Here is a 12,251-nt window from a genome sequence, read left to right as displayed (position 1 = left end):
GTATTGAACGATCCAAATTTAACCTTAGACCGCGATCGATGCGCTTTCTACACTGCGCCGCAGACCCCACAAGAACAGCAGGCCGATCGGCCGCAGGAGACAACATGCAACGCAGTCCGTTCGCCACCCTGGCCCTGCTGGCCGCTGCCGCCGCAGCGTGCTGGGCGGCCGCCCCGGCCGCGCTGGCGCAGGGCGCCGCGGCCTGGCCGGCGCGGGCCGTTACCCTGGTGGTGCCGTTCCCGCCCGGCGGCGGCACCGACACCGGTGCCCGCATCCTGGCCGAGCAGCTGTCGCGCCGCTGGGGCCAGACCGTGGTGGTCGACAACAAGGGCGGCGCCGCGGGGCAGATCGGGGCCGACCTGGTGGCCAAGTCCAGGCCCGACGGCTACACGCTGATGATGGGCAACGTGGGCACCCAGGCCATCAACCCTTCGCTGTACAAGAAGCTGCCTTACGACGCCGACAAGGCCTTCGCGCCCATCTCGCTGGTGGCCGAGCTGCCCTTGGCGATGATGGTGAACCCGGCGGTGCCGGCGCGCACCGCCAAGGAGTTCGTGGCCTATGCCAAGTCCAGGCCAGGCGAGTTGAGCTACAGCAGCTCGGGCGCCGGCGGAGGCCCGCACCTGGCGGCCGAGATGTTCAAGGACAGCACCGGTACCTTCATCGTGCATGTGCCGTATCGCGGCGGCGGGCCGGCGGTGTCCGACCTGATCGCGGGCCATGTGCAGCTGTCGTTCATGACGGTGTTCGAGGCCAGCGGCCACCTGAAGGCCGGCAAGCTGCGGGCATTGGCGGTGACCGGCGACAAACGCGTGCCGGCGCTGCCCGAGGTGCCCACGCTCTCGGAAACGGTGGTGCCGGGCTTCAACAGCATCTCCTGGATCGGCCTGCTGGCGCCGGCCGGCACGCCGCCAGAGCTGACCGAGAAGATCGCCGCCGATGTGCGCGCGGTGATGGCGCAGGACGAGGTGCACCGCAAGTTCGTGGACCTGGGCGCCACGCCGGCCACCGGCACGCCGGCCGCCTTTGCCAGGCTCATCGACGCCGACCGCCAGCGCTACGCCCGCATCATCCAGAGCCGCAAGATCACGGCCGACTGAGCCCACCCGTTCCATCGCAAGGAGTACCCGATGAAGATCAGCAGCACGCTGCGCAGCGTGGCGGCCGTGGGCTTGCTCGCCCTGTGCGCCACCGCCCCGGCCCAGACCGCCTGGCCCACCAAGCCCATCACCATCGTCGTGCCGGCCACGCCGGGCGGTGCCATCGACATCGCGGCCCGCCTCATCGGCGCCAAGCTGGCGGCGGCCTGGGGCCAGCCGGTGATGGTGGAAAACCGCAGTGGCGCCGCCGGCATGCTGGGCAGCGACCTGGTGGCCAAGGCGGCGCCCGATGGCTACACCCTGGCGCTGGTGGCCAGCAGCCACGCCATCAACCCCAGCATGTATCGCAAGTTGCCGTTCGACACCCTCAAGTCTTTCGAGCCGGTGGTGCAGACACACATGGTGCCGCTGGTGCTGGCGGTGAACAAGGAACTGCCGGTCAAGAACGTCGGTGAGCTGGTGACTTACCTCAAGGCCCATCCGGGCCAGGCCAGCTATGCCTCCAGCGGCAACGGCGGCGCGCCGCACATGTCGGCCGAGCTGTTCAAGTCGATGGTGGGCGTGGACGTGGCGCATGTGCCCTACAAGGGCAGCACCGCCGCCCATCCCGACCTGATCGCCGGGCGCACCGCGCTGATGTTCGATACCGTGGCCGCGATGGCGCCGCAGATCAAGGGTCACAAGCTGCAGGCGCTGGCCGTGTCCACCAGCAAGCGCTCCAGCGTGCTGCCCGAAGTGCCCACGATGGAAGAAGCCGGCATCAAGGGCTACGACACCAGCACCTGGGGTGGCCTGCTGGCGCCGGCCGGCACGCCGAAGGAGGTGGTCGCCAAGCTGAATGCCGAGGTCAACAAGGCCCTGGCCGCCCCCGACGTGCGCGAGAAGCTGACCTCGGCCGGCATCGAGCCCGTGGGCGGCACGGCGGCGCAGTTCGGCAGCTTCATTCAAAGCGAGATGCAGCGCTGGGCGCAGGTGGCGCAACGCGCGGGCATCCAGCCGGAGTGAGGCCGATGAGCAAACCCTGCGTGCTGCTGGCCGCCGAACTGCCCGAGGCCACCTGCGCCGAGCTGCGTGCGCTCTTCGACCTGGTGGAGCTGCCGAAGGACGAGGCCGAGCGCCCGGCTGTCCTGGCCCGGCATGGCAGCCGCATCCGCGGCATGGCCTTGCGCAAGACGCGGGTCGATGCGCCGCTGCTGGCGGCCTTGCCGGCGCTGGAAGTCATCGCCAGCTACAGCGCCGGCCTGGACAATGTGGACCTGGCCGCGGTCAAGGCCCGTGGCATCGCGCTGGAAAACACCTCGCAGGTGCTGGCCGACGATGTGGCCAACACCGCCATGGGCCTGGCGCTGGCGCTGACCCGCGACCTGGTGAATGCCGATGCCTACGTGCGCTCGGGCCAATGGCCGCAGCGGGGCCAGTACCCCCTGGGCCGGTCGATCTCAAGCATGCGGGTGGGCATCGTCGGCCTGGGCAGCATCGGCCTGGCCATTGCCAGGCGCATGGCCGCGTTCGGGGCGCAGGTGGCTTACTTCGGCCCGTCGCGCAAGCCGGTGGACTGGCCCTATTACGACGACGTGACCGAGCTGGCGCGCCACTGCGACCTGCTGGTGCTGACCTGCCCGCTGACGCCCGCCACCCATCACCTGGTGGATGCGCGGGTGCTGGACGCGCTGGGGCCGCGCGGCTACCTGGTCAACATCGCCCGCGGCCCGGTGGTGGACGAGGCGGCGCTGATCGCCGCGCTGGCGGCCGACCGCATCGCAGGCGCGGCGCTCGACGTGTTCGAGCACGAGCCCGAAGTGCCCACCGCGCTGCTGCAGGACCGCCGGCTGGTGCTGACGCCGCACATCGGCTCGGCCACCGAAGAGGCCCGCAGCGCCATGGCCGACCACGTGGTGCACACGCTGGCCCGCCATTTCGGCCTGCGCCGGTCCGGTCAAGCCGGCGCGGTCAGGTAGCCCATCAACACCTGCACGATGGCCGCTTCCACGGCCTCGGGCTTGAACATGGGCGGCGGCTCGATCACGGCCGCATGCACCAGCGACTCCAGGGTCTGCAGCAGCATCCAGGTGGCCAGGGCCAGGTCGTCGGCGCGGACCTCGCTGCGGTGCAGCTGCAGCAGCCCGTGCACCTGCCGGAAGATGCCGCCGTCCGCTTCGCTTTGCTCGCGTGGCGCATCGAAGAAGGGGAACTCCTTCTCGAGCACGCGGTGCAGCTCGGGCGCCACCCGGTGCGCAGCCAGCAGCGCCCGCACCATGGCCTGCACATGGCCGCGCAGGCCGTCGGGTCGCTCGGCCGCCAGCACCTCGGCGATGGCGGCGTACATCTGCGCCCCATGACGCTCGTGCAGGGCGGTGATCAGCGAGTCCTTGTTCGGGAAGTACTGGTAGACCGAGCCCACGCTCACCCCCGCGCGTTCGGCCACCCGGTTGGTGTTGGTGCCGGCATAGCCGCGCTCGGCCAGAACGCGAGCCGTCGCCTCCAGGATGGCCTCCACCATGGCCTGCGAGCGGGCCTGGCGCGGCGCCTTGCGGGGCTGCGGAAGCGTGCGGCGCGCGCCGGCAGAACGCGAGTTTTCAATGCGAGTCATGGCTCATATTCTGGCGCCTGTCATGAGCTTTTGCTCGCATCAGGAAACAGTGCATGTCCTCTTCGCATTCTTCTTCTGCGCGTGGCGCACCGGCCCAGGTGCCGGTCGTCCTGCGGCTGCTGCCCTTGGTCGTGGCCGTGTTCATCGGTTATCTCGTCGTCGGGCTGGCCTTGCCGGTGCTGCCTTTGCACCTGAGCCGGCAACTGGGGCTGGGCCCGCTGGCCGTCGGCGCGTTGGTGAGCAGCCAGTTCGCGGCGGCATTGCTCACCCGCGCCTGGGCTGGCGCGTTCGCCGACACTAAGGGCGCCCGCCGGGCGGTGGTGGGCGGGCTGCTGCTGGCGGCCGGCTCCGGCGTCGCTTACGCGCTGTCGCAGGCGGTTGCCGGCCCGCAGGCCGCCGTGGCCATGCTGCTGGCGGGCCGACTGCTGCTGGGCGCTGCCGAAAGCCTGGTGACCACCGGCGCGCTGAGCTGGGGCGTCGCCCTGGTCGGCCCGCAGCACGCCGGCAAGGTCATGGCCTGGGTGGGGATCGCGATGTACGGTGCGTATGCCGCCGGCGCCCCGGCCGGCGTGGCCTTGGCGGGCGCCTGGGGCTTCAGCTGCATCGCGGGTGCGACGGCGCTGCTGCCGCTGGTGGCGCTGCCGGTGGTGTTCGCGCTGCGGTCCACGCCGCCTGCGGCGCAGCAGCGAACGCCGTTCTATCGGGTGCTGGGCGCCGTGTGGCTGCCCGGCATGGGCCTGGCCTTGTGCAGCGTGGGCTTTGGCGTCATCACCACCTTCGCGGCGCTGCTGTTCGCAGCGCGCGGCTGGGGTGCAGCCTCGATGGTCTTCACCGCCTTCGGCCTGGCCTTCATGGCCGCCCGGTTGTGCTTCGGCCATCTGCCCGACCGGCTGGGGGGTGCGCGCGTGGCGCTGGCCTGCGTGGCGGTGGAGGTGCTGGGCCAGGGCCTGATCTGGAGCGCCGACGGCGCGGTGCAGGCCGTGGTGGGCGCAGCGCTCACCGGCTTCGGCTACTCGCTGGCGTTTCCGGCCTTCGGCGTGGAAGCGGTGCGGCGTGCGCCGCCGCAGGCGCGCGGCGCGGCCATGGGCGCCTACGTCGCTTTTCTCGATCTGTCGCTCGGCGTGGTCGGGCCGGCGGCGGGTTCCGTCGCTGCCGTGCACGGCGTGGCCGCGGTCTACCTGGCCGGCGCCGTGCTGGTGGCGCTGTCGCTGGTCGTGGCGCTGCGGCTGCTGTCGACCGGCGCGCCTGCACGCGGCGCCTAGTTGGCCGACGCGCCCGACTTCTTCACCAGCTCGCCCCAGCGCGGAATCTCGCGGGCCATCAGCGCGGCCAGTTCTTCCGGCGTGCCGCCCACCACTTCCATGCCCATGCCGGCCAGCTTGTCCGACACCTCGGGCGTCTTCAGGGCCTTGCGGATCTCGGCGTTCAGCCGCTGCACGATGGGCCTGGGCGTGTTGCGCGGCGCATAGACGGCCTGCCACGACGACATCTCGAAGCCCTTGACGCCGGCTTCCTGCATGGTGGGCGTGTTGGGCGACAGCGCGATGCGCTGGCCGGTGGTAACCGCCAGCAGCTTCAGCTTGCCGGCCTGCAGCAGCGGCAGCGCCGCGGTCATCTGGTCGAACATGAAGGTCACCTGGCCCGACGACACGTCCACCATCGCCGGCGGCGTGCCCTTGTAGGCGATGTGGGTGAGCTTCAGGCCGATGAGATCGGCAAACATCTCGCCGGCCAGGTGGGTGGAGGTGCCGGCGCCTGACGACGCGAAGGTGCGCTTGTCCTCGTGCTTTTTCAGGTAGGCGATGAGCTCGGCCACCGAATTGACGCCGATGTTGGGGTCGACCAGCAGCACATTGGGCAGAAAGGCCACCAGCGCCACCGGCTCGAAATCTTTCACAGGGTCGTAGCTCAAGTGCTTGTACAGGCTGGCATTGATGGCATGCGTGCTGATGGTGCCGCCGAACAGCGTGTAGCCATCGGGCGCCGCCTTGGCCACATAGCTGGCGCCGATGCCGCCGCCCTGGCCGGGCTTGTTCTCGACCACCACCGTCTGCTTGAGCGCTTCCTGCAGCTTGGCGCCCAGGGTGCGGCCCACGATGTCGGTGGAGCCGCCGGGGGTGAAGGGCACCACGTAGGTGATGGGCTTGGCGGCCGGCCACTCCTGTGCGCGGGCGGCGGGCGTTGCCAGCAGGGCGAAGGCGGCCGTGGCGAGTACGGCGTGCAGGTACTTCATGGGTTGTCTCCGTTCTTGTGCTTGTATAGACAGGTCAGCGGCCGTGGGCGCTGCGCCAGGTGGCGAACTGCTCGCGGGTGCCGGGCTCGGTGGGCGGGTACAGCCCGAGGATGGAGCGGCCGGCCATCACCTGCTCGGCCACGAAGTCCTCGAAGGCGGTCATCTCCACCGCCTCGGCGGCGATCTCGTCGGCGATGCCGGCGGGGATGACCACCACGCTCTCGGCATCGCCCACCACCACGTCGCCCGGGAACACCGCCACGTCGCCGCAGCCGATGGGGCCGTTGATCTCGATGGCCTGGTGCAGCGTCAGGTTGGTGGGCGAGGAGGGCCGCTGGTGGTAGGCGGGAAAGTCGAGCCTGGCGATGTCGGGCGAATCGCGGAAGCCGCCGTCCGTCACCACGCCGGCCACGCCGCGCTTCATCAGCCGCGACACCAGGATGCCGCCGGCCGAGGCGGCGCGTGCGTCCTTGCGGCTGTCGATCACCAGCACCGCACCGGGCGGGCACTCTTCCACCGCCTTGCGCTGCGGATGGGCGCGGTCGTTGAACACGCTGATCGGGTTCAGGTCTTCGCGCGCCGGGATGTAGCGCAGGGTGTAGGCCTCGCCCACCATGTTGGGCAGGCCGGCGCGCAGCGGGTGCACGTCCTGCAGGCACTGGTTGCGCAGGCCGCGCTTGAAGAGGGCGGTGCACAGCGTGGCGGCGCTGACGCCCATCAACTGCTGGCGGGTGGATTCGCTCAAGGGCATGGTGTTCCTTCGGTGCTCGGGTTCAATAGATGACCGGCTCGGACACCGGCGCGCCGAAGCCGGTCTCCAGGTAGTCCAGGTCGCAGCCTTCGTCGGCCTGCAGGATGTGGCGGCTGAACATCCAGCCGTAGCCGCGCTCGTAGCGTGGGGGCGGTGGCTGCCAGGCCGCGCGGCGGCGGGCCAGTTCTTCGTCGCTCACTTCCAGGTGGATGCGGCGGGCGGGCACGTCCACGGTGATCAGGTCGCCGGTCTTGACCAGCGCCAACGGGCCGCCGATGTAGGCCTCGGGCGCACAGTGCAGGATGCAGGCGCCGTAGCTGGTGCCGCTCATGCGGGCATCGCTGAGCCGCAGCATGTCGCGCACGCCCTGCTTCACCAACTTGGTGGGAATGGGCAGCATGCCCCACTCGGGCATGCCGGGCCCGCCCTTGGGCCCCGCATTGCGCAGCACCAGGATGTGGTCGGCCGTGACGTCCAGGTCTTCGTCCTCGGCCGCGGCCTTCAGCCTCGGGTAGTCGTCGAACACCAGGGCCGGGCCGGTGTGGCGCAGGTAACGCGGGGCGCAGGCGCTGGGCTTGATCACGGCGCCGCCCGGCGCGATGTTGCCGCGCAGCACCGCCAGCGCGCCTTCGGCATACAGCGGGTTGTCCAGCGGACGGATCACGTCGTCGTTGAACACGGCCGCGCCTTCGATGTTCTCGCCCAGCGTGCGCCCGGTCACGGTCATCGCGTCCAGCTGCAGGTGGGCGTGCATGCGGCTCATCAGCGCCCGCATGCCGCCGGCATAGTGGAAGTCTTCCATCAGGTACTTCTCGCCGCTGGGCCGGATGTTGGCCAGCACCGGCACCCGCCGGCTGGCGGCATCGAAGTCGTCCAGCCCCACCTCGCAGTGCGCGCCAGCCCGGCGCGACATGGCCACCAGGTGGATGATGGCGTTGGTGCTGCAGCCCATGGCCATGGCCACCGCGATGCCGTTGTCGAACGAGGCGCGGCTGAACAGCCGCTGCGGTGTCAGGTCTTCCCACACCATGCCGACGATGCGGCGGCCGCACTCGGCCGCCATGCGGATGTGGTGGGCATCGGCCGCGGGAATGGACGAAGCGCCCGGCAGCGTCAGGCCGATGGCCTCGGCGATGCCCATCATGGTGGCGGCGGTGCCCATGGTCATGCAGGTGCCGTGGCTGCGGGCGATGCCGCCTTCCACTTCCAGCCACTGCTGCTTGCTGAGATGGCCCGCGCGGCGCTCGTCCCACAGCTTCCAGGCGTCGGAGCCCGAGCCCAGCACCTGGCCGTTCCAGTTGCCGCGCAGCATGGGGCCGGCGGGCAGGTAGATGCAGGGCAGGCCGGCGCTGATGGCGCCCATCACCAGGCCGGGCGTGGTCTTGTCGCAGCCGCCCATCAGCACCGCGCCGTCCACCGGGTGGCTGCGCAGCAGCTCTTCGGTCTCGATGGCCAGCAGGTTGCGGTAGAGCATCGTCGTCGGCTTGACGAAGGCCTCGGACAGCGAGATGGCCGGCAGCTCGATCGGAAAGCCGCCGGCCTGCAGGATGCCGCGCTTGACGTCTTCCACCCGCTGCTTGAAGTGCGAATGGCAGGGGTTGACGTCGGACCAGGTGTTGACGATGGCGATCAGCGGTTTGCCCACCCAGTCCTCGGGCGCATAGCCCATCTGCATGATGCGCGAGCGGTGGCCGAAGGAGCGCAGGTCGTCGGGCGCGAACCACTGCGCGCTGCGCAGCTCGGCCGGCTGCTTGCGCGGGCGGTCGGGGGTGTCATTCATCATGCCCGCATTAACGCACTAATGTATTAGTGCAGTGATGTGGATTTCCCGTAGCCGCTTCTAGAATCCGCGCATGCCCGCTGCCCCCGAGTCGCTCGCCGAACTGCCGCCGCCCACCATCGACGCGATCGAGCCGCTGCGCCTGGACCGTACCCGGCAGGCCGCGCCGCAGATCTTCGAGGCGCTGCGCGAGCGCATCACCTCGCTGGCCCTGGTGCCCGGCACCGTGCTGCCGCGGGCGGAGCTGGCCGATCGGTTCGGCGTCAGCCAGACGCCGGTGCGCGACGCTCTGATGAAGCTGGGCGAAGAAGGGCTGGTGGACATCTTTCCGCAGCACGCCACGGTGGTCAGCCGCATCGACATCGCCTCGGCCCTGCAGGCACATTTCCTGCGCCGCGCGCTGGAGCTGGAGATCGTCGGCCAGCTGGCGGGCGACGGCCGCGACCCGGCGCCGCTGGTGCAGCGCCTGCGCCAGCACATCACGCGCCAGAAGCAGGCGCTGGCGCCGCAGGCCTACGACGACTTCACCGCCGCCGACCGCGACTTCCACCTGGCGCTGTACGAAGCCGCCGGCATGTCACCGCTGTGGTGGCTGGTGCGCCAGCGCAGCGGCCATGTCGACCGGCTGCGGCGGCTGAACCTGCCGGCCAAGGGCAAGGCCCAGGCCGTGGTGCGCGACCACCAGGCCATCACCGACGCCATCGAGGCGCAGGACCCGGTGGCCGCGCAGGCGGCCCTGCGGGCACACCTGGCGGGCACGCTGGCCTTCGTGGACGCGGTGCGCGCCGAGCACCGGGCCTGGGTGGTCGGTTGAAGCGGCCGGGCCGCCGGCTCAGCCTTGCCCGCGCAAGCGCCGCCGTATCGGCCCCAGCACTTCTTCGTCATGCTGGCCCAGCACCGGCGGGGCGCTGACCTGAAGCGCACGCTGGCCGTCGAAGCTCACCGGTGAGCGCACGGTGCGCCAGGTGCCTGACAGGGGGTGCGGCGCCTCGATGGCCAGCTGCAGGTGGCGGGCCTGCGGATCGTCCAGCGCTTCGCTGGTGTCGTACATCGGCGCATGCGGCACGTCGCGCGCCTGCAGGCGATCGCACCAGTCGCTGCGGCTGCGGGTGCGGAATCGCTCGCCCAGCACCGTGATCAGGTCTTCCTGGTGCGCGATGCGGCCTTCGCGGCTGGCAAAGCGCGGGTCCTGGAAGATGTCCGGCCGTTCGATGGCCTCGGCCAGGCCCTGCCAGAACTTCTCGGGCGACGACATGTGCAGCGCGATCCATTTGCCGTCGGCGCAGCGCAGCACGTACGACTGCGACACGCTGGGCCGGCTGTAGGGCCCCATCACTTCACCTTCTGCGAAGAAGTGCGTGAAGGCGTCGAGGTTGAAGTGGCACATCGCTTCCAGCATCGACACCTCCACCCGACGGCCGACCCCGGTGCGGCCGCGCTCGATCAGCGCGCCCATCACGCCGTAGGCGGCATAAAAGCCGGTCAGCGCATCGGCCAGCGCCGGGCCCACCACGCGGGGATTGGCGGGGTTCACCAGCAGGTTGAGGTAGGCGCTGGCGGCCTGGGCCACGGTGTCGTAGGCGGGCCGGCCGGCGGCCGGGCCGTCCTGCCCGAAACCGCTGATGGCGCAGTACACCAGCTTCGGGTTGAGGCCGTGCAGGCGTTGCCAGCCGGCGCCCAGCCGTTCGGCCGCGCCGGGGCGGAAGTTCTGGATGTACACGTCCGCTTCGCGCACCAGCTCGTCGAAGGCGGCGGCGTCCTCCGGCAGCTTGGGGTTGAGCGTGATGCTCTGCTTGTTGCGGTTGTAGGTCTGGAAGTGCGGGCTGTAGAGCCCGCCGCGAAAGGCCCGGAACGGATCGCCGGTGCCGGGCTGCTCGATCTTGATCACGCGCGCGCCCAGGTCGGCCAGCAGCATGCCGGCGGCCGGGCCGGTGATGAAGGTGCCTTGCTCCAGCACGGTGACGCCTTCGAGAACCTTGGACATGGATGGCTTGCTCCTGAGGGGAATGGAAAAGGGCGTCAGTCCACCTGCGCGCCCGAGCGTTTGACCAGCTCGGCCCACTTGCCGATCTCGCTGGCGGTGAACGCTGCCAGCGCTTCGCCCTGCAGCGGGCGCAGCTCCACGCCTTGCGACGACAGGCGGCTGCGCACTTCGGGCTGGGCCAGGGCCGCATCGGCGGCGGTGCGCAGCCGCTCCAGCGTGGCGGGCGGCGTGGCGGCAGGCGCATACACCATGAACCAGGCCACCAGGTCGACGCCGGGCAGGCCCTGCTCGGCCAGCGTGGGCACCTCGGGCGCCTGCGGGCTGCGCGCCGCGCTGGTGATGCCCAGCGCCCGCAGCTTGCCGCTGCGGATGTGCTGCAGCACCGCGGTGGGGTGGTAGAACATGAAGTCGACGTTGCCGGCCATCAGGTCGGTCAGCGCCTGCGATCCGTCCTTGTAGGGCACGTGGATCATGCGGCCGCCCAGCTGGCTCATCAGCTCGCCGGCCAGATGGCCGGACGTGCCGTTGCCGGCCGATGCGAAGGTGGCGCCTTCGCCCCGCCGCGCCAACGCCGCCAGGTCGCGCGGCACCTTGGCGGGCGAAGTGGCCGGCACCACCAGCAGCAGCGGCGTGTAGCCGGCAAAGGCCACCGGCGCGAACTGCGTGCGAGGGTCGTAGCGCAGCTGGCGGAACAGCGTGGCATTGATGGCATGCGTGCCCACGGTGCCCATCACCAGCGTCTGGCCGTCGGGCTGGGCGCGGGCCACCTGTTCGGTGGCGGTGGTGCCGCCGGCGCCGGGCCGGTTGTCCACCAGCACCTGCTGGCGCAGCGTGCCGGCCAGCGCGCCACCCACGACGCGGGCCACGCTGTCGGTGGTGGTGCCGGCCGCGAACGGCACCACCAGCTTGATGGCCGGCCCGGCCTCCTGCGCGGTGGCCACGCCTGGGGCGGCAGCCAGCAGGCCGGCGCACAGGCACACGGCGAGGGCCCGCCGGCGGTTCGCGCCCACGCGGGGCAGCATCAGGGGCGCAGCCATCAGTCCACCCGGATGTTCTTGGCCTTGACGATGCGGCTGTAGATGCCCGCATCGCGCTGCACCCACTGCGCCATCTCCGCACGCGTGAGCGACAGCGGCTCGCAGTTCAGTTCCTTGATGCGGCGCTGCACGTCGGCGTCGAGGCTGGCGGCATGCAGCGTGGCAAACAGCTTGTCCATCACCGGCGCCGGCGTGGCGGCCGGGGCCCAGATGCCGTGCCACGACATCATCGACAGGCCGGATGTGGTCTCGGCGAAGGTGGGCACGTTGGGCATGGCCGGGTGGCGCTGCGCATCGGAATAGGCCAGCGCCTTGACCTTGCCGCTGCTGATCAGCGGATAGGCGGTGGCCATCGGCTCCAGCACCATGTCCACCTGGCCGCCGATCAGCTCGTTGATCGGCGTCGCCCGGTAGGGCACATGCAGCATCGCCACCTTGTTCTCGTCCTTCAGCCATTCCATGATCAGGTGCGAAGGGCTGCCCGCGCCGTAGGAGGCATGCGAGAGCTGGTCGGGCTTGCTGCGGGCCTGCGCCAGCACGTCCTTCAGCGTGGCGGCTTCCAGCCTGGGGCTGGCGATCAGCACCAGGCCCTGGCGCATCGTGGGCGCCACCGGCACCAGGTCCTTGGCCGCATCGAACGGCAGCTTGCCGTAGATGAAGGGGTTGATGGTGAAGGCGGTGGAGACGTTGTATAGCACCGTGTAGCCATCGGCCGGCGACTTGGCCACCGCGTCGCTGGCCAGGTTGCCGGCCGAGCCCGGCTTGTTGTCCACGAT

Annotated in this window: 12 protein-coding genes; 5 read left to right on the top strand and 7 right to left on the bottom strand. The window is 70.6% G+C overall.

The annotated features are described in order from the left end of the window. Nucleotides 1-104: 104 nt before the first annotated feature. Genes ABNT58_RS14570 through ABNT58_RS14560 form a run of 3 tightly spaced genes read left to right on the top strand, consistent with a single transcriptional unit; the run spans nucleotide 105 to nucleotide 3,058 of the window. Nucleotides 105-1,100 carry a tripartite tricarboxylate transporter substrate binding protein gene (locus ABNT58_RS14570; RefSeq protein ID WP_348754182.1) on the top strand — a complete coding sequence of 332 codons (996 nt, stop codon included), beginning with the start codon at nucleotides 105-107 and terminating at the stop codon, nucleotides 1,098-1,100. A 30-nt stretch (nucleotides 1,101-1,130) separates the two neighbouring features. After that, on the top strand, nucleotides 1,131-2,105 hold the full coding sequence (locus tag ABNT58_RS14565; protein ID WP_348754181.1) for a tripartite tricarboxylate transporter substrate binding protein: 975 nt from the start codon (nucleotides 1,131-1,133) through the stop codon (nucleotides 2,103-2,105). Nucleotides 2,106-2,110: 5 nt separating this feature from the next. Continuing rightward, a complete protein-coding gene (locus ABNT58_RS14560; protein ID WP_348754180.1) occupies nucleotides 2,111-3,058 on the top strand; it encodes a 2-hydroxyacid dehydrogenase in 948 nt (315 codons plus the stop codon). Here ABNT58_RS14560 and ABNT58_RS14555 read toward each other — a convergent pair. Next, nucleotides 3,037-3,690, bottom strand: a complete 654-nt coding sequence (locus ABNT58_RS14555; protein ID WP_348754179.1) for a TetR/AcrR family transcriptional regulator — start codon at nucleotides 3,688-3,690, stop codon at nucleotides 3,037-3,039. The two genes, ABNT58_RS14560 and ABNT58_RS14555, sit on opposite strands and share 22 nt — an antisense overlap. Before the next feature lie 53 nt (nucleotides 3,691-3,743). On the opposite strand from ABNT58_RS14555, the gene ABNT58_RS14550 reads away from it, so the two are divergent. Continuing rightward, complete coding sequence (locus tag ABNT58_RS14550) at nucleotides 3,744-4,952, top strand: arabinose transporter (RefSeq protein WP_348754178.1); 1,209 nt, start codon at nucleotides 3,744-3,746, stop codon at nucleotides 4,950-4,952. Here ABNT58_RS14550 and ABNT58_RS14545 read toward each other — a convergent pair. From ABNT58_RS14545 to araD, 3 genes are read right to left on the bottom strand one after another with little or no spacing between them, the layout of a single operon-like run. Beyond that, the gene (locus ABNT58_RS14545) at nucleotides 4,949-5,923 is read right to left on the bottom strand and encodes a tripartite tricarboxylate transporter substrate binding protein (RefSeq protein ID WP_348754177.1); all 975 of its coding nucleotides are present in this window, start codon (nucleotides 5,921-5,923) and stop codon (nucleotides 4,949-4,951) included. The genes ABNT58_RS14550 and ABNT58_RS14545 overlap by 4 nt on opposite strands. A 34-nt stretch (nucleotides 5,924-5,957) precedes the next feature. Further along, entirely contained in the window at nucleotides 5,958-6,668 is a 711-nt protein-coding gene (locus tag ABNT58_RS14540) for a ribonuclease activity regulator RraA (RefSeq protein WP_348754183.1), read from the bottom strand. Between the two features lie 28 nt (nucleotides 6,669-6,696). Continuing rightward, the gene (araD, locus tag ABNT58_RS14535) at nucleotides 6,697-8,457 is read right to left on the bottom strand and encodes an L-arabinonate dehydratase (protein ID WP_348754176.1); all 1,761 of its coding nucleotides are present in this window, start codon (nucleotides 8,455-8,457) and stop codon (nucleotides 6,697-6,699) included. A 70-nt stretch (nucleotides 8,458-8,527) separates the two neighbouring features. Here araD and ABNT58_RS14530 point away from each other — a divergent pair, with 70 nt between their 5' ends. Beyond that, complete coding sequence (locus ABNT58_RS14530) at nucleotides 8,528-9,268, top strand: GntR family transcriptional regulator (RefSeq protein ID WP_348754175.1); 741 nt, start codon at nucleotides 8,528-8,530, stop codon at nucleotides 9,266-9,268. An 18-nt stretch (nucleotides 9,269-9,286) separates the two neighbouring features. Here the strand turns inward: ABNT58_RS14530 and ABNT58_RS14525 are convergent, their stop codons facing one another. The 3 genes from ABNT58_RS14525 to ABNT58_RS14515 form a co-directional block, all read right to left on the bottom strand. Further along, on the bottom strand, nucleotides 9,287-10,438 hold the full coding sequence (locus ABNT58_RS14525; protein WP_348754174.1) for a CaiB/BaiF CoA-transferase family protein: 1,152 nt from the start codon (nucleotides 10,436-10,438) through the stop codon (nucleotides 9,287-9,289). 35 nt (nucleotides 10,439-10,473) lie between these two features. Then, on the bottom strand, nucleotides 10,474-11,475 hold the full coding sequence (locus ABNT58_RS14520) for a tripartite tricarboxylate transporter substrate binding protein (protein ID WP_348754173.1): 1,002 nt from the start codon (nucleotides 11,473-11,475) through the stop codon (nucleotides 10,474-10,476). After that, nucleotides 11,475-12,251: tripartite tricarboxylate transporter substrate-binding protein (locus ABNT58_RS14515; protein WP_348754172.1), on the bottom strand; the 777-nt coding region annotated here is incomplete at its 5' end. The genes ABNT58_RS14515 and ABNT58_RS14520, both read right to left, overlap by 1 nt.

It is taken from the genome of uncultured Aquincola sp. (assembly GCF_964001545.1).
Taxonomy (GTDB): Bacteria; Pseudomonadota; Gammaproteobacteria; order Burkholderiales; family Burkholderiaceae_C; genus Aquincola.
Note: the sequence above shows the minus strand (reverse complement) of the source record. Positions and strands in the feature narration are given on the sequence as shown.

Bases quoted from the DNA above. Each gene is read 5' to 3' on its own strand.
- ABNT58_RS14570 (WP_348754182.1), top strand. From the start codon at position 105: ATGCAACGCAGTCCGTTCGCCACCCTGGCCCTGCTGGCCGCTGCCGCC.
- ABNT58_RS14565 (WP_348754181.1), top strand. From the start codon at position 1,131: ATGAAGATCAGCAGCACGCTGCGCAGCGTGGCGGCCGTGGGCTTGCTC.
- ABNT58_RS14560 (WP_348754180.1), top strand. From the start codon at position 2,111: ATGAGCAAACCCTGCGTGCTGCTGGCCGCCGAACTGCCCGAGGCCACC.
- ABNT58_RS14555 (WP_348754179.1), bottom strand. From the start codon at position 3,690: ATGACTCGCATTGAAAACTCGCGTTCTGCCGGCGCGCGCCGCACGCTT.
- ABNT58_RS14550 (WP_348754178.1), top strand. From the start codon at position 3,744: ATGTCCTCTTCGCATTCTTCTTCTGCGCGTGGCGCACCGGCCCAGGTG.
- ABNT58_RS14545 (WP_348754177.1), bottom strand. From the start codon at position 5,923: ATGAAGTACCTGCACGCCGTACTCGCCACGGCCGCCTTCGCCCTGCTG.
- araD (WP_348754176.1), bottom strand. From the start codon at position 8,457: ATGATGAATGACACCCCCGACCGCCCGCGCAAGCAGCCGGCCGAGCTG.
- ABNT58_RS14530 (WP_348754175.1), top strand. From the start codon at position 8,528: ATGCCCGCTGCCCCCGAGTCGCTCGCCGAACTGCCGCCGCCCACCATC.
- ABNT58_RS14525 (WP_348754174.1), bottom strand. From the start codon at position 10,438: ATGTCCAAGGTTCTCGAAGGCGTCACCGTGCTGGAGCAAGGCACCTTC.
- ABNT58_RS14520 (WP_348754173.1), bottom strand. From the start codon at position 11,475: ATGGCTGCGCCCCTGATGCTGCCCCGCGTGGGCGCGAACCGCCGGCGG.